Source organism: Mycolicibacterium tokaiense (genome assembly GCF_010725885.1).
Classification (GTDB): domain Bacteria; phylum Actinomycetota; class Actinomycetes; order Mycobacteriales; family Mycobacteriaceae; genus Mycobacterium; species Mycobacterium tokaiense.
In genome coordinates this window covers 1,092,387-1,108,217 of the sequence record NZ_AP022600.1, presented here as the reverse complement: position 1 = coordinate 1,108,217, position 15,831 = coordinate 1,092,387, and the positions used below count along the sequence as shown (strand labels likewise).

Annotated in this window: 14 protein-coding genes and 1 pseudogene; 5 read left to right on the top strand and 10 right to left on the bottom strand. The window is 69.5% G+C overall.

Features of this window, described 5'->3' with window-relative positions; translation table 11 throughout:
* Positions 1 to 9: 9 nt before the first annotated feature.
* The 4 genes from G6N58_RS05290 to G6N58_RS05275 form a co-directional block, all read right to left on the bottom strand.
* Positions 10 to 1,239, bottom strand: coding sequence for an alpha/beta hydrolase (locus G6N58_RS05290; RefSeq protein WP_115279459.1), 1,230 nt, complete (start codon positions 1,237 to 1,239; stop codon positions 10 to 12).
* A complete protein-coding gene (fadD12, locus tag G6N58_RS05285; RefSeq protein WP_115281794.1) occupies positions 1,232 to 2,800 on the bottom strand; it encodes an acyl-CoA ligase FadD12 in 1,569 nt (522 codons plus the stop codon). The genes G6N58_RS05290 and fadD12 overlap by 8 nt, the downstream gene beginning before the upstream one ends.
* Positions 2,801 to 2,841: 41 nt before the next feature.
* Positions 2,842 to 3,633, bottom strand: coding sequence for a lysophospholipid acyltransferase family protein (locus tag G6N58_RS05280; protein ID WP_115281795.1), 792 nt, complete (start codon positions 3,631 to 3,633; stop codon positions 2,842 to 2,844).
* 66 nt (positions 3,634 to 3,699) lie between these two features.
* Positions 3,700 to 4,098 carry a PPOX class F420-dependent oxidoreductase gene (locus tag G6N58_RS05275; protein ID WP_115279460.1) on the bottom strand — a complete coding sequence of 133 codons (399 nt, stop codon included), beginning with the start codon at positions 4,096 to 4,098 and terminating at the stop codon, positions 3,700 to 3,702.
* An 80-nt stretch (positions 4,099 to 4,178) separates the two neighbouring features.
* On the opposite strand from G6N58_RS05275, the gene G6N58_RS05270 reads away from it, so the two are divergent.
* A complete protein-coding gene (locus tag G6N58_RS05270; protein ID WP_232067736.1) occupies positions 4,179 to 5,009 on the top strand; it encodes an arylamine N-acetyltransferase family protein in 831 nt (276 codons plus the stop codon).
* Positions 5,010 to 5,018: 9 nt separating this feature from the next.
* Here the strand turns inward: G6N58_RS05270 and G6N58_RS05265 are convergent, their stop codons facing one another.
* A complete protein-coding gene (locus G6N58_RS05265; RefSeq protein WP_115279462.1) occupies positions 5,019 to 6,095 on the bottom strand; it encodes an acyl-CoA dehydrogenase family protein in 1,077 nt (358 codons plus the stop codon).
* Positions 6,092 to 7,222 (bottom strand): acyl-CoA dehydrogenase family protein, encoded by a 1,131-nt coding sequence (locus G6N58_RS05260; RefSeq protein ID WP_115279463.1) that lies wholly within the window; start codon positions 7,220 to 7,222, stop codon positions 6,092 to 6,094. The genes G6N58_RS05265 and G6N58_RS05260 overlap by 4 nt, the downstream gene beginning before the upstream one ends.
* A 77-nt stretch (positions 7,223 to 7,299) precedes the next feature.
* Between G6N58_RS05260 and G6N58_RS05255 the strand changes: the two genes are divergently transcribed.
* From G6N58_RS05255 to G6N58_RS05245, 3 genes are read left to right on the top strand one after another with little or no spacing between them, the layout of a single operon-like run.
* Positions 7,300 to 8,256 carry a helix-turn-helix domain-containing protein gene (locus G6N58_RS05255; protein ID WP_115279464.1) on the top strand — a complete coding sequence of 319 codons (957 nt, stop codon included), beginning with the start codon at positions 7,300 to 7,302 and terminating at the stop codon, positions 8,254 to 8,256.
* Positions 8,257 to 8,778 carry a dihydrofolate reductase family protein gene (locus tag G6N58_RS05250; protein ID WP_115279465.1) on the top strand — a complete coding sequence of 174 codons (522 nt, stop codon included), beginning with the start codon at positions 8,257 to 8,259 and terminating at the stop codon, positions 8,776 to 8,778.
* A 30-nt stretch (positions 8,779 to 8,808) separates the two neighbouring features.
* Entirely contained in the window at positions 8,809 to 9,204 is a 396-nt protein-coding gene (locus G6N58_RS05245; RefSeq protein ID WP_115279466.1) for a YybH family protein, read from the top strand.
* Positions 9,205 to 9,322: 118 nt separating this feature from the next.
* Here the strand turns inward: G6N58_RS05245 and G6N58_RS05240 are convergent, their stop codons facing one another.
* Entirely contained in the window at positions 9,323 to 10,801 is a 1,479-nt protein-coding gene (locus tag G6N58_RS05240; RefSeq protein ID WP_068918890.1) for an aldehyde dehydrogenase, read from the bottom strand.
* A gap of 55 nt (positions 10,802 to 10,856) precedes the next feature.
* The gene (locus tag G6N58_RS05235; protein WP_115279468.1) at positions 10,857 to 11,621 is read right to left on the bottom strand and encodes a class I SAM-dependent methyltransferase; all 765 of its coding nucleotides are present in this window, start codon (positions 11,619 to 11,621) and stop codon (positions 10,857 to 10,859) included.
* Positions 11,622 to 11,714: 93 nt separating this feature from the next.
* Here G6N58_RS05235 and G6N58_RS05230 point away from each other — a divergent pair, with 93 nt between their 5' ends.
* Complete coding sequence (locus tag G6N58_RS05230) at positions 11,715 to 12,890, top strand: glycosyltransferase family 4 protein (protein WP_115279469.1); 1,176 nt, start codon at positions 11,715 to 11,717, stop codon at positions 12,888 to 12,890.
* On the opposite strand, the pseudogene G6N58_RS05225 reads toward G6N58_RS05230, so the two are convergent.
* A pseudogene (locus G6N58_RS05225) lies at positions 12,874 to 14,536 on the bottom strand (MmpA family trehalose lipid delivery protein). The gene G6N58_RS05230 and the pseudogene G6N58_RS05225 sit on opposite strands and share 17 nt — an antisense overlap.
* A gap of 7 nt (positions 14,537 to 14,543) precedes the next feature.
* Positions 14,544 to 15,770 carry a cell envelope lipid trafficking protein PgfA gene (gene pgfA, locus G6N58_RS05220; protein ID WP_068920179.1) on the bottom strand — a complete coding sequence of 409 codons (1,227 nt, stop codon included), beginning with the start codon at positions 15,768 to 15,770 and terminating at the stop codon, positions 14,544 to 14,546.
* Positions 15,771 to 15,831 lie beyond the last annotated feature (61 nt).

The following is a 15,831-nucleotide window of genomic DNA, read 5'->3' as shown; positions in this document are numbered from 1 at the left end:
GACGCCGGCCTAGCGTTTGGCGTGCACCCAGGACAGGAACCGCTCGATGGCCTCGGCGGTGTAGTGCCCCCGCGGTGAGCCGAAGAAGTCGAAAGCGTGCTGGGCGTGCGGCACTTCGCAGTAGGCCACCGTGTTGCCCGAAACCGCGCGCAGCGCCTCGGCGAACTCGCGGCCCTCGGGCACAGGGATGATCGAGTCGTCGGCACCGTGCAGGATGAAGAAGGGCGGGGCATCCGAACGCAGGCGCTCGATGGGGGAGGCGTCGACGTAGACGTCACGGTGTCCGGTGAAAGACGTCTTGGTGACGAACTTCTGCAGGAACTTGATGAACTGCGGGCGGCCCTCGCCGTCTGTGCTGTACCAGTCGTAGCGGCCGTAGACCGGAACCGCGGCCACCACGGAGGTGTCGGCGTCCTCGAAACCGGGCTGCCACTGGGGTTCTCCCGGCGTCAGTGCGGCCAGCGCGGTCAGATGTCCGCCTGCCGATCCGCCGCTGATGGCCACGAAGTCGGGGTCCCCACCGTAGTCGGCGATGTTGTCCTTGACCCAGGCCAGCGCGCGTTTGACGTCGACGATGTGGTCCGGCCAGGTGTGCCGTGGGCTCACCCGGTAGGCCATCGACACGCAGATCCACCCGCGTTCGGCGAGGTGGCTGAGCAACGGATAGGCCTGTGGCCGGCGCATCCCGATGGACCAGGCGCCGCCGGGGACCTGCAGCAGCACCGGTGCCTTGCCGTCGCGGGGCAGGTCGGCACGACGCCAGATGTCGGCCAGGTTGGCCCGCCCGTGCGGGCCGTAGCGCACGGTGCTCTCGACGTAGCGGCGGCGCGACCACCCGGTGGCGAATACCCCGCCGTGCTTGCGCGCCGGCTGCGACGCCGCTGCCACCGACCGGTAGTCGTCGCCGAGCGAATCACGCAGGGCGGACTCGAAAATCGGCTTACCGGCCACATTGCGGCGGTGAATGGCCACCAGCACAGCCCAGGCGACGGTGGTCACTCCCAACGCCAGGCGGCCCTGGGTGCTGCGGAAGTCGCCGCGGACCCCGCGCCGGATCGCGTCGAGAACCGACCCGGCGAGGTACAGCGGCGCCATCTCGCCGGTGGGCCACCCCAGGAAGAACACCGGGATGGTGACGTAACCTTTGCGGGCCAGGGGACGAAAGCCGTTGGCGGCGTTGGCCAGTTCGACGGCGGCGCGCACCAAGGGGTACCGCCTGCGCCGGATGCGTTCAGCCATCGACCATCGCTTGTAACTCCCGCCGCAGCACTTTTCCGGTGTTGTTGCGAGGCAACTCGTCGAGCACCGTGACCTGACGCGGCACTTTGTAATTGGCCAGGTTGTCGCGGACATGTTGCTTGAGGTCCTCCACCGGTGCCTCGTCGCGCAGCACCACGAACGCCACCAGGCGCTGCCCGTAGGTCTCGTCGTCGACGCCGATCACGCTGGCCTCGGCCACCGCGGGATGGTTCGTCAGGGTCTTCTCCACCTCGATGGGATAAACGTTCTCGCCCCCGGAGACGATCATCTCGTCGTCGCGGCCCACCACGAACAGCCGGCCTTCGGCGTCGACGCGGCCCAGATCACCGGAGGCCATGAACTCCTCGTGGAAGTCTTTCGTCGTCCCGGAGGTGTACCCGTCGAACTGGCTGGTGTTGCGCACGAAGATCTGCCCCACCTCCCCGGTGGGCACCTCGGTGAAGCTGTCGTCGAGGATCCTGATCTCGGTGCCCGCCACCGGTTTTCCCGCGGTGTCGGGTGCGGCGCGCAGATCGGAGGGGGTGGCCGTGGCGATCATCCCTGCCTCGGTCGCGTTGTAGTTGTTGTAGATGATGTCGCCGAAGGTGTCCATGAACCGGGTCACCACGTCGGGACGCATCCGTGACCCCGACGCGGTGGCGAACCGCAGGGTGCGTCCACTGTAGCGACGCAGCACGTCCGCGGGCAGGTCCATGATGCGGTCGAACATCACCGGCACCACACACAATCCGTAGGCGCGGTGCTGATCGACCAGGGCCAGCGTGGCCTCGGGATCGAACTTGCGCCGGGTCACCACGGTGCACGCCATGGAGGCCGCGAACACCAGCTGCGAAAAGCCCCAGGCGTGGAACATCGGAGCCACCACCACCACCGTCTTGTCGGTGTGCCACGGCACCCGCTCCAGGATGGCGCGCAGTTCGTTGACCCCACCACCGGTGCGGGCGGCGCCCTTGGGGGTGCCGGTGGTGCCCGAGGTCAGCAGGATCAGTTTGCCTGCGCGAGAGGGCTTGTGCGGATGCTGCCCGGCATGCTGCTCGATCAGCTCCGCGATGGTCGCCACGTCGCCGGCATCGGAGTCCGTCCACCCCAGGATCCGCACGGTGTTGTCCAGACCGGCCAGCGCGGTGTCCACACTCGGCGCGAACTCCTGGTCGTAGATCACCACGTCGACGCCCTCGCGGGTCACCACCTCGGCCAGGGCGGGCCCGGCGAAGGACGTGTTCAGCAGTAACACGTCGGCGCCCACCCGGTTGGCGGCGACCAACGACTCGACGAATCCGCGGTGGTTGCGGCACATGATGGCGATGGTGCCGGTATCACCTGGCAACGCCTGCAACGCCGCGGCGAGGGCGTCGCTGCGCTGATCGACCTCGCGGAACGTCAGCGTGCCCAACTCGTCGATCAGCGCGGCCCGGTCCGGGCAGCGCTGTGCCGACATCGCGAAACCGCTTGTCACCGAGAGACCGTCACGCCGGGCGGCGGCCATGATGCGCAGGTACTTGTCGGGTCGCAGCGGCGCGATGACGCCGGCGCGCACCATGGTGGACACCAAGCCGGCGATGGAGGCGAGGTCGGCCACGGCTAGCCGATCACCGGAAGGCGGCGCTGCGCAGCCAGTTCGTCGAGCGCCCGTTGCATCACCAGTCGGACGTGGGCGTCCACCTCGTCGATATCCGGCTCGTCGCCGAACTGAGCGGTGATGTCGATGGGGTCGAGTACCTGCATCACGATCTTGGTCGGCAGGGGCGCATTCACCGGGACCACCGCGCTCAGGCCGAACGGGAAGCCGATACCCACCGGCAGGATCTTGGCCCGCAACAGCTTGTCCAGCCGCAGAGTCCTGGCCAGCCAGGTGCCCCGGGACAGATAGATCTGGCTCTCCTGGCCGCCGATCGCCACCGACGGCACGATCGGCACACCCGCATTGAGAGCGGCCCGCACGTATCCGGTGCGGCCGTCGAAGTCGATCTTGTTGCGTTCGGTGGTGGGACGGTACACGTCGTAGTCGCCGCCGGGGAACACCTGGACCACACCACCCGAGCGCAGGGCTTCCTCGGCGTTCTCGTGGTTGGCCCGGATGAAGCCGATGCGCCGGAAGAAGTCGGCGGTGGGGCCGGTGAAGATCAGGTCGAAACTCAGGGTGTAGACCGGTCGCTCATACCCGAAGTGGTCGTAGAACCCGGTGGCGAAGACCGGCATGTCCATGGCGAACAGCCCGCCGGAGTGGTTGCCGACCACCAGCGCGCCACCGGCGGTGGGGAAGGACTCCAGACCCCGCACCTCGGCCCGGTGGTACCCCTTGACGAGTGGCCGCAGCAGGCCGATGACCCGTTCGGTGAAGCCGGGATCCCATTTGGCGACGTCGCTGCTCATCGGCACCCCTCGGCGAAGTGGAACGTGTTCTAGTTTTCGATCGTACCGGTGGCCCCGCAGCGGCGGTCACCCGGCCGGGGTGATCTGCAAGGCCACCCGCGGTTTGGCCCCGCGCGCCAGGATCGCCTCGATGACGGTGATCACGCGGAACTGCAGCCCGTATTTGGCCTTGACCAGGCCGGCCGCCCGTGACACATGACCCGGCTCGTCGATCACCACCGCGGTGCCCGCCAGGACCGGTGCGCCGGGCTCGGTCTTGCCCATCCGGCTGCACGGCCTCATCTCCACCCGCGGATCACGACGCACCCGCTTGACCTTCCAGGACTCCCGCGGTGTCCAGACCACCAGGTGGTCGCCATCGCGCGCGATCCACATCGGCGTCGACACCGGCGTGCCGTCCCGCTTGAACGTCGTCAGCGCGACAAAATCCTCGCCGGCGATCCGTGACACCAGGTCATCATCCATGCCTTGACGCTAACGCAGCGCGCGCAGCGGCCCGGAAATCATTTGACCTCAACTCCGGTTGAGGGCACATCATGGTGCCCATGTCCCACGGCGTCGACATTGCGGCCTACCTGAAACGCATCGGCTACGACGGCACCCTGAAGCCGACCGTCGACACGCTCGATGCCTTGATCGCCGCGCATCAGCGCAGCATCGTGTTCGAGAACCTCACCCCGCTGATGGGTGCCCCCGTCGTCGATCTCGGGGGCGACGCCCTGTTCGACAAGATGGTGCACCGGGCCCGCGGCGGGTACTGCTTCGAGCAGAACGGCCTGTTCCTCGTGGTGCTGACCGAACTCGGTTTCGACGCCGAGGCCCGCGGCGCGCGGGTGGTGTGGATGAGACCGGACGGGCTGGACGGACCGCCGGCGGCGCAGACCCACCAACTGCTGTCGGTCCGGATCCCCGGCGTCGAGCAGCGCTACCTGGTGGACGTGGGGTTCGGCGGCCAGACCCCGACCGCGGCGCTGACTTTCACCCCGGGCCGGGTGCAGCAGACGCGCCACGAGCCGTACCGGCTGCGCGCACTCGGGTTGGAGTGGGTGCTGGAGACCCAGATCGGCGATCGCTGGCACCCGCTGTACGTGTTCGCCGACCGGCCCGTTCCGCAGATCGACCTCGAGGTGGGAAGTTGGTATGTGTCAACCTATCCCGAGTCGCACTTCGTCACCGGGTTGTCCGCCTCCATGGTCACCGACGACGCCCGCTGGAACCTCGGTGGACGACATCTGCGCGTGCACCACCGCGACGGGCATACCGACAAGACGGAGCTACGCAACGCCAGCGAGGTGCTGCAGGTGCTGATGGGCACGTACGGTCTGGACGTGGGCGGCCTCGGCGACGTGCACCAACGCATCACCGAGGTGATCTGACGGGCTTGCCTAGGACCAGGCCCGCAGATCGTTGCCGGTCAGGGCATCCCAGAGCGCACCGTCGTCCGGGCAGCCCGCCAACGCAGCGCGGCCCAGTCGGCGCGCGTGTGTCCGCGTGCTGCCGAACTCACCGGCCCACGCATAGGACCTGTTGGTCGACGTCCACAGTCGGTGCTCGATGGTGACGCCGATGGCGCCGTGCAGTTGGTGTGCGGCGGTGTTCACCACCGGCACCACCTCGCCCGTCACCACCTTGGCCAGCGTCACCGCGTAATCGGTTGCCGGATCAGCGAATCCGTGTTCGGCGGCGGTGGTCACGGCCAGCTCCACCGAGGCGCGGGCGCGTTCGATCTCGCCCGCCATCCCGGCCAGCACGTGCTGAACCGATTGGAACTTGCTCAGCGACCTGCCGAACTGCACCCGATCCCTGGTGTGCGCCACCGACATCTCCGCGGCCGCGTCCAGCGCCCCGATGATCTGCACACACCGAGCCCAGGCTCCCCGGCGTCGCAGTTCGGCCACCACCTCGGCGTCGATCTCGGTGCCGGTGACTTCGAAACCCACGGTGTCCCTGGGCTCACCGGCAATGTTGTATCCGTCGGAGATGTCCAGATCACCGGGCTCCACCGCGGCGACGTACCAACGCCCACCGGCGCACAGCACCAGCAGTGCCCGCGCCGCCGCCCGGGTCCACGGCACGTCGTCGACGGTTCCGCTCAGTCGCCGGCCGTCGGACTCGGCGTCGCCGATGGCCACTGTCAGAGGTCCCTCGGGCGGCACGTCCACGCCGGTGGCGCCGGCCAGCCACGCGGCCAGCAGGTCGGTTTCGGCCACCGGCGCAGCCACCGCATGCCGGGCCAGTTCCCGCAGTACCACAGCGGATTCCACCGGGCCGGCGCCCTCGGCGGTGGTGAGCCGGCTCAGCCCCGTCTCCTCGAGGTGCGCCCAGACGCCGACGTCGAACCTCTCCGGGAGCCGGTGCCCGGCCGCCTGTTCACCGATGTCGTTCACCAGCGCCCGCAGCTCGGCCAGCTCGTCGTTCGAGCCGGCGGCGAACACCCCTCCGGACAACGCGCTCGCGCTCATCGCAACCCCATTCCCCGCGCGATCACTCCACGCAGCACCTCGTTGGTGCCACCCCGGAGCGTGAACATCGGTGAGTGCAGCCGCGACGCCCGCAGCAGCACGGCCAGATCCGCGTACGCCCGGTCACCCCGGTGCACGAACTCCGCCAACTCGGCGGCCAGATTCACCGACTCCTGTTCGAACCGCGTGCCCAGGTCCTTGACCAGTGCGGCCTGGTTGGCCGCGGGCTCACCGGCGGCCAACGCGTGGGCCACCGAGACCGACAGTTGCCGCAACGACACCAGCCGCGCCACCAGGTGGCCGATGTCGGCAGCGGTGCCGTCGTCGATGTCGGCCCGGCCCGACAGCGCACGCAGTAACGGCAGCAGCAGGGGCGCGGTGCTCAGGATGCGCTCGGGGCCGCTGCGCTCGAACGACAGCTCCGCGGTCACCTGGTGCCAGCCGTTGCCCTCCTCACCCAGCAACGCGTCGTCGGAGACAAACGCGTCCTCGAAGACCAGTTCGTTGAAGTGGTGTTCGCCGTCGGTGGTGACGATGGGATCGATGCTCAGGCCCGCGACGTCGGTGGGCACCAGGAACTGGCTGAAACCGGCGTGGCGGTGTTCGGGATCGGCCGGGCTGGTGCGTGCCAGCACCACGATCTCGTGCGCCAGATGAGCGCTGCTGGTCCACACCTTGCGGCCGCTGAGGACCCAGCCGCCGTCGGTGCGGGTGGCCCGCGTGGATGCCGCGGCCAGGTCCGACCCGGCCTGCGGCTCGCTCATCCCGATACCCGAATAGAAGCGACCTGCGGCGATCTCCGGCAGGATGCGGGTGCGCTGCTTCTCGCTGCCGTAGGTCAGCAGCCCTGGTGCCACCTGCCGGTCGGCGAACCAGTGCGCGGCCACCGGAGCCCCCGCGATCAGCAGCTCCTCGGTCACGACGTAGCGGTGCAGATGCCCGAGCCCGTGGCCGCCGTACTTCTCGGGAATGGTGAGACCCAGAAACCCGGCCGCACCCAGCCGGGAACTGAAGCCGGGGTCGGCGCCACACAGCCAGGCGTCGATCTCGGGCGTCCAGCCGTGCTCGACGCGGTCGGCGGCCACGAATTCGCGCACCTGGGTGCGCAAGTCGGTCAGTTCGGTCATCGCGCCCTCACTTCGTCGGTCGGGCAGTCCACCTGCATCGGATTGCCAACATAGCGCGTGGCTGCGCAGGAATCGTCATGTCCAAGCGGTGCGCCGGTGGTGATACTCGGGGTGTGACAGTGCAACCGTCGCCGCGGGGCCGGGACCGATTGCGGGAACTGCTGGATGCGGTCGTCTCCGGCGAGAACGAGGACGTCGAAGGCATGGCCCGCAGTGCCTACGTCTCGGAGTTCCACTTCTCTCGCGAGGTCCGCAGACTCACCGGCGAACCCCCGGCCGCGTTGCGGCGGCGGATCATGCTCGAGCGTGCGGCCTGGCGGCTGCAACGCGGCGAAGGGGTGGCCGCCGTCGCCGCCGCCGAGGGCTGGTCGTCGGCCGAGGTGTTCTCGCGCGCCTTCCGCCGCAGCTTCGGCACCCCGCCGTCGCAGGTGGGTGCGCAGTTCCGCCTGCCCGCCCCCAACGGTCTGCATTTCCATCCGCCGCACTCGCTGTGGCTGGATTCGCCGACCCCGGTCCAGACCGATGTGGGTGCGTTGATGATGGCCCATGACGTCGCCGATACCGGTTACCTCATCGGCCGTGCCGCCGCGCTCACCGAAGAGCAATGGCGCCATGAGGTTTCACCGGGGCAGACGGTGCTCGAATGGGACGGGCCGGAGCCCAGCGTGGGCGCGGTGCTGTGTGCGCTGGTGTGGTCCAAGCAGGTGTGGCTGGCCAGCATCGAAGGCCGTGACTTCCCGACCCGCGACGCCACCGACCCCGCTGTCACGAGTCCCCGGGAGTTGGCCGCCCACCACGACCAGATCGGCGCGCACTGGGAGGCCACCATCACCCGGCTGGCTGCCGACGGCCGGATGGGCGACACGGTGATCGACGCGCTCTGCGAGCCGCCGGAGTCGTTCCAGCTCTTCGGGATCGTGGCCCACGTTCTGACCTACTCGGCCCACCGCCGACACCTGGCCCGCGCCATGCTGGCCGGGCTCGGCGTGCAGACCCATCGCGGCGACCCACTGGAATGGATGAGGGGACACTGAGTGAGCACCGTCTACTACACCGCGTCGAGCCTGGACGGCTTCATCGTCGACCCAGACGGCAGCCTCGACTGGCTGGTCACCCGCGCCATCGACAACGAGGGGCCGTTCGGCATCGACGCGTTCATGGCGTCCATCGGGTCACTCGTGATGGGTTCGGCCACCTACGAATGGCTGCTGGAGAATCAGCCGGGGGACTGGATGTATGACGTGCCCTCCTGGGTGATGACGCGCCGCCCGGACATCATCGCCGCCGGGCATCCGGTGCAGCCGTTTGCCGGCAGCGCCGCGGATCTGCACCCGGAACTGGTGCGGGCCGCCGGCGGCAAGGATGTCTGGGTGATGGGAGGCGGGCAGATCGCGGCGCAGTTCGTCGCCGAGGGGCTGATCGACACAATGATCGTCAGCTATGCGCCGTGCACGCTGGGCGCCGGCGCGCCGGTGCTGCCGCTGCGCTCGGAATGGCGACTCGCGGAGTCGGCCACCAACGGTGACTTCGTGGTGGCCCGCTGGGATCGGCGATGAGTTCGCCGGGCCCGCGCGGTCTATCCGGGTATGAGCGACGACCACTGTGCCATCCGTGACCTGGTGCACGGATGGGTCAGCGCCATCCAGTCCCGCGACCTGGACGGGGCGCTCGCCGGCCATGCCGACGACATCGTCATGTTCGACGTCCCGCCGCCCTACGACGGTGTACGGGGCATGGCCGCGTACCGCGAATGCTGGGAACCATTTTTCGACTACATCGCCGGCGGGGCCTTCTTCGATCTCGTCGACCTCGACATCACCGCCGGTGACCGCGTGGCGTACGCCCATGCCCTGCTGCGTTGTGGCACACCGGTGGAGCTGACCGCCAGACCAGCGCTGCGCCTACGCCTCACCCTGGGACTGCGCAAGCACGACGGACGCTGGCTGGTCGCCCACGAGCACCACTCGTTCCCGCTGAGCTGACTACTCCGGGTTGTCTGGTCGTGAGCTCCTTCGCCGCTTCGTCCCTCAGCGGCTCGGACTCACTCCGGGTTGTCTGGTCGTGAGCTCCTTCGCCGCTTCGTCCCTCAGCGGCTCGGACTCACTCCGGCGTATAGCCGAACGGCAGCAGCACACTCTTGGACTCGGTGTAGGACGCGATGCCCTCGGGGCCGTTCTCCCGGCCGACGCCGGAGTTCTTGTAGCCGCCGAACGGGGCGCCGGGGTCGAACGCGTACATGTTCACCGCATACGTCCCCGTGCGAATCCGCTTGGCCACCTTGATCGCCCGCGCGAAATCGGTGGTGTACACGCTGCCCGCCAAACCGTAGGCGGAGTCGTTGGCGATGCGGATCGCGTCCTCTTCGGTGTCGTAAGGAATCACCGCCAGAACGGGGCCGAAGATCTCCTCCTGCGCGATGGTCATCGAGTTGTCGACGTCGGCGAACACCGTGGGCTGCACGTACCACCCGCTGTCGAGCCCCTCGGGCCGGCCGCCGCCCACCACCACGCGGGCGCCTTCCTCGATGCCCTTCTTGATGTAGCCCTCCACCCGGTCGCGCTGCTTCTCCGAGATCAGCGGGCCGATCATCGCGGCGGGATTGTCGGGCAGCCCGGCCTGCATGCCCGCGACGCCCGCGGCCAGCTTCTCCACCACTTCGTCGTAGCGGGACCGGGGCGCCAGGATCCGGGTCTGCCCCACACACGCCTGCCCGGAGTTCATCAGTCCGGAGAACACCAGCATCGGCAGGGTGGAGTCCAGATCGGCGTCTTCGAGGATGATCGCCGCGGACTTGCCGCCCAGCTCGAGCGTGCACGGCTTGAGCTTCTCGGCCGCCACCTTGCCGATCTCCTTACCCACCGCCGAGCTGCCGGTGAAGGTCAGCTTGTCCAGCTCGGGATTGTTCACCAGCGCACGGCCGGTCTCCACGCCGCCGGGCACGATCGACAGCACGCCCTCGGGTAGGCCGGCCTCGGCGAAGGCCTCCGCCATCGCGTTGACCGACAGCGGGGTCTCGGCCGCGGGCTTGAGCACCACGGTGCAGCCGGCCAGCAGCGCGGGACCCAGCTTGTTGCAGGCCAGGAAGAACGGGACGTTCCACGCGATCACCGCGCCCACCACACCCACCGGCTCCTTGAGCACCAGCGTCTGGCCGTAGATGCCGTCGCGGATGTCCTGCCAGGTGAACTTGTCGGCCGCACCCGCGTAGTACTGCAGCGTCGACATCCCGGCGCCGTACTGCATCATGTCGACGATCGTCGCGGGCTGTCCCGTCTCCAGCGTGAGCAGGTGCTTGAACAGGTCGGCGCGCTCTTCGATCAGCTTGGTCGCGCGCTCGATCACGGCGGCGCGTTCGGCCGGTGCCATGGTGGGCCACGGGCCCTCGTCGAAGGCCTTGCGGGCGGCCGCGCAGGCGGCATCGACGTCGGCCGCAGAGGCCAACGGCACCTGACCCACCTTCTCGCCGGTGGCGGGGGAGAAGACCTCGATCACCTCGCCGGTGGCAGGTTCGGTCCACTGGCCGCCGATGAACAGCTTGTCGTACTCGGTTTTGTACGCGGCATCAACGCTCTGTGTCATGAGCGTCACACTACCGAGAATCCGGCGCAACGAGAACCTGTTGCAGTTCTGGAATTCAGGGCCGGCGCAGCACCAGCACCAGATTGCTCACCAGAAACTCCCGGACCCCGGGTACGGCTACCAGTGCCCAGGCCCATCGCGGGTGGTAGCGGGGAAATGCGGCCACCAGCGCGCCGGTGTTCGCCGCCCAATCCAGGCCGTCGGCAGCCGACACCGCAAAAAGCGACGATCCGTAGTTGTTCTTCGGTGGGTGGCCGTGCTTGCGGGTGTAGCGGGCGGCCGCCCGAGCCCCGCCCAGATAGTGCGTCAGGCCCATCTCGTGCCCGCCGAACGGCCCCAGCCACACCGTGTACGACAGGATGGCCACCCCGCCGGGGCGTACCACCCGCAGCATCTCGGCACCCAACCGCCACGGCTGGGCGACATGCTCGGCGACGTTGGACGACAGGCAGACATCGACGCTGCCGTCGGCGAACGGCAGCGCCAGGCCCGATGCGCGGACGAACGTACCCGCGCCCCCGAGCCGGCCGGGGGCGGCGTGCATCTCCCGCGGGTCCGGCTCCACACCGATGTAGGCGGCACCGCGCGCGGCGAAGGCGTCGGCGAAGTATCCCGGGCCGCCGCCCACGTCGAGGACCGTACGTCCGGCCAGGGCGCTCCCCGTGACACCGCGCCACAGGTCGTCGACCATCACTGCGGTGTCCTGCGCCAGCGCCCCGTAGAACCGGGCGGGATCGCTCTGCTCGAAGCGGAACTGTGACAGCAGCCGCAGCGACCTCGCCAGCGTCGCGCGCCTCGCGAACAGGTCCGTGGCCGTCATCGGAGGGGACCCTACGCGGTCGGTCGTCGAGGCGGCGACGGAGGAGCCGGGGAGACAGGGCCGACCGAATCAACCCGGTTAGGCTGGCTGGCGATGACACTCGCCGGCGACCAGCAGCACGGAGTCCGCTCCGTGCTGCTGTTGTGCTGGCGGGACAGCGGCCACCCGCAGGGCGGCGGCAGCGAGGCCTACCTGCAGCGCATCGGCGCGCAGCTGGCCGCGGCCGGCGTCCAGGTCACGCTGCGCACCGCCCGGTATGACGGTGCCGCGCGGTCGGAGACCGTCGACGGGGTGCGGATCAGCCGCGGCGGCAGCCCCTACACGCTCTACATCTGGGCGGGCCTGGCCATGGTGGCCGCCCGCTTCGGACTGGGACCGCTGCGCAGGGCGCGCCCCGATGTGGTGATCGACACCCAGAACGGCATTCCGTTCCTGGCCCGGCTGGCCTATGGCCGGCGGGTGATCCTGCTGGTGCACCACTGTCACCGCGAGCAGTGGCCGGTGGCGGGTCCGGTGCTGGGCCGGGTGGGGTGGTTCATCGAGTCGCGGCTCTCGCCGTGGATGCACCGCCGTCACCAGTACGTCACGGTGTCGCTGCCGTCGGCGCGGGATCTGACGGCGCTCGGGGTCGGTCAGGACCGGATCGCCGTGGTGCGCAACGGCCTCGACGAGGTGCCGCCGGGATCGCTGCAGGTGCGCCGGTCCGAGACGCCGCGGGTGGCGGTGCTGTCCCGGCTGGTGCCGCACAAGCAGATCGAGGACGCCCTGGATGCGGTGGCCGCGCTGCGCCCGCGCATCCCCGACCTGCACCTGGATGTGGTCGGCGGCGGGTGGTGGCACCAACCTCTGGTGGACTACGCCGAGCTGCTCGGCATCTCCGATGCCGTCACCTTCCACGGCCACGTCGACGACGCCACCAAACACGAAGTGGTGCAACGGTCCTGGGTGCACGTGCTGCCGTCCCGCAAGGAAGGCTGGGGACTGGCCGTGGTGGAAGCAGCCCAGCACGGCGTGCCCACCATCGGCTACGCCTCCTCGGGTGGTCTGTCGGACTCCATCGTCGACGGGGTGACCGGTGTCCTGGTCGCCGACCCCGACGAGCTGGTGGAGCGCCTGGAGGAACTGCTGCGTAACGCCGAGTTGCGCACCGGGCTCGGCGACAAGGCCCAGGCCCGCAGCGGCGATTTCTCCTGGCCGCAGAGCGCCGCGGCCATGCGGACGGTGCTGGACGCGGTGCACCGCGGGCAGCGGCTCAGCGGCGTCGTGTGACGGCGGGCAAGAACCCGGCCAGCCCCGCCAGCAGCAGTGCCAGCCACACCCAGTGCGCTGCCAGCACCACCGCACGCTGGGCGGTCCCGGCGCCGGGAGCATCACCGCCGACGCGGTGCAGCGTCATCTGCTCATCCTGGTAGGTCACCGGAAGGCGCTCCAGAGTGCTTGCCGCCGAACCGAATTCGCCGGCCGATCCGGTCTCCGAGACCACCCAGCCAACGCCTGCGTCGGCGAGCCGCTGCGGGTCGGCGCCCTCGAGCAGCAGATTCTGCACCGCCCGCGCATGCCCGCCCTCGCCCAGCACGGTGTCACCCGAGATGGACAGATCACCCGTGGTCAGCACGTCGGCCCGCACCCACCGGGGCAGCGGGTCGAGCACCGGCGCGGGCCCGGACCACTCGAACACCCGCATCGAGTCTGCGGGCAGCACCGCCACCGGCCGCGGGTCGGCGTTGATCTGCTCGGCCACAGCGGCCCAGCCGGCGGGGTAGCGAACCGGCGTCACCTTGCCCCACACGCCCCAGGCCAGATCGGGGAGGACAACGATCACCGCTGTGCAGCACGCCACCGCGGCAACGGCTGGTTTCACCCGGAGCCGGGCCAGCGTCTGCACGGCCCCGGCCGCGGCCAGCGCGTATCCGGGCATCGCCAGCGCGACCCACTTCTGGGCATCACGCAACACCCCCAGCCCGGGCAGGGTCTCCACCACTGCGCGGGTGACTGCCAGTCCGGGCGGGGTGGCCATCACCGCAGGCACCACCACCGCCACCGCGGCCAAGATCAGCAGCGGCACCGCGGCCCGCACCCGGGCGGCCACCGGGACGCCGAGGGCCACGATCACCAGCAGCACGGCCGTCGCCAGCAATGCGAACAGCGTCGAGCGTGATCCCGGCACCGCTTCGGCGTTCCAGATTCCACCCAGCCCGGCGAGGCTGCCGAGTGTCCCGAGACCGGGTTCGGCGCGGGCCGCGAACGCCTCCACCCCGGGTACGCCGGCCGCCTGATATGTCGACAACGACGACGCCACCGCCGCTGCCACCAGCCACGGCAGCGCCGCCAGCACAGACAGGCCCGTCACCGCCGCGGCGAGTGGCAGCCTTCGTCGCGACCCTGGAGCCGTCACACACCGCCGCCACCGCCGCGGCCAGCAGCAGACCGGTGGGCGTCAGACCCGCCGTGGCCAGCCAGAACGCCAGCTTGAGGTACCCCGGTTCGGCGGCGCGCAGGCGCAGCACGGTCACCGCCACCCACGGCAGCGCGCCGTAACCCAGCAGTAGACTCCAGTGCCCCTGCAGCAGGCGCTCTGCCACGTAGGGGTTCCACACCGCGACGGTTGCTGCGACGAGCTGCCCGGGCAGGCCCGCGTTCAGTACGTGTCCGGCCAGCCGGGCGGCGCCCCAACCTGCCGCCCACAGGCCGGCGATCAGCAGGAGCTTGGTCAGCAGTCCGCCGTCGACGAGTGGCGACGCCAGGGCCAGCGCGAAGTCCTGCGGCAGCGCCCGCGGCGCGGCCTCGGTGAGCCCCAGGGCGGCGTCGGAGAAGTAGGACCGCGGGGTGGATACCGCGTCACGCAGGAGCAGGTACCCGGGCGCCAGCAACGGTGCCGTGATCAGCAGGCTCAGTGCCAGCGCGCACCCCGGCACCACCCGGTTACCGACGGTCGGGCGGACCTGGGTCGGGATGCAGGTCCGGTCGCTGCGCGGGCAGCTTCTCGGTCTCGGCCTCGGCGGCGGGCATCGGACCGGTGTCCTCGGCGCGCCTGCCACCCAGCCCGGCGAAGAAGCCGCCGGATTCGCCCTCGCCCGGATCGATCAGGGCGGATTCGGCGCGCAGGCTGAACGAGCCCAGCAGCGCGCCGCCCACCAGGGCGATCAGCCCGGCGGCGGTGAAGGTGATGGGCAGCACCGACGACCACAGTCCGATCCGGTCGCGCTCGTCGCGCGCCGCGGCCACCTGCGACTCGACGGTCTCCTCGTTGGACGTCACGGTGTAGTCGGCCATGGTGACCTCGGGCCGCAGCTCGTCGCGGGAGTAGTAGTGGTTGGCGTGTTCTTCGGCCTTGACGATGACGCCGGACACCGGGTCCACCCAGAAGGTGCGCTGCGCGGCGTAGTAGCGCGTCATGGTGATCGGCTCTTCGGGATCGGCGGCCTCGACGCCCCACTGCACGGCGCGGGCGGTGGTCTCGCTGTCCTCGTTGTTGTCGTAGAGCGACGCGTACTTGACCGGTTCCACCAGCTCGCCATCGGCGTCGTAGCCGACGTTCTGGGTGAAGCGGTAGGTGGTCAGGCCGTTGACGTCCTCTTCACCTTCGTAGTTGGCGTCGAAGGCGCGCTGGGCGATCGGATCGAAGTACGGGTAGGTCTTCTTCTCCGTGTTGAACGGGAACCGGTAGGACAGCCCGTCGTGGGGCAGCGCGACGTTGGTCGGCGGCTTGGTGTCTTCGATGCTGCGCGGCTTCTGCACCGACCCACCGGGGTGGGTGTCGTCGGAGACCGCCATGGCCGTCTGGCGGTTCAGCGTCACGGTGTCGACCATGGCCAGCAGCAGGCCGTTGTCCTGCTGCTTGTCGGTCCGGCGCACCGTGGTGCCCACCTGCAGCGTCACCACGTCGGCGTTGGACGGCGACTCGACACTGACCTGCTGCTGCGAGACGACAGGAACGTCGCGGTCGATGACGAACCGTTCACCGGACAGGGACGCCGGGTCCAGGGCGGTCCCGGTGCCGTCGCTGATCAACGAGTTGTCGATGTTCAGCGGGATCTGCTCGATCTTGCCCGATGTGTAGGTGGTCAACAGCAACGCAGCGATCAGCAGGGCTGCGCCCAGACCCAAGATGCCGCATGCGGCGATACGCAACATGACTGCTCGGTTCACGTTGTGCGTACCTTCCTTTCGTAGCACCGCAGGTGGGGCAAACCCCGTTGACCCTAACAGC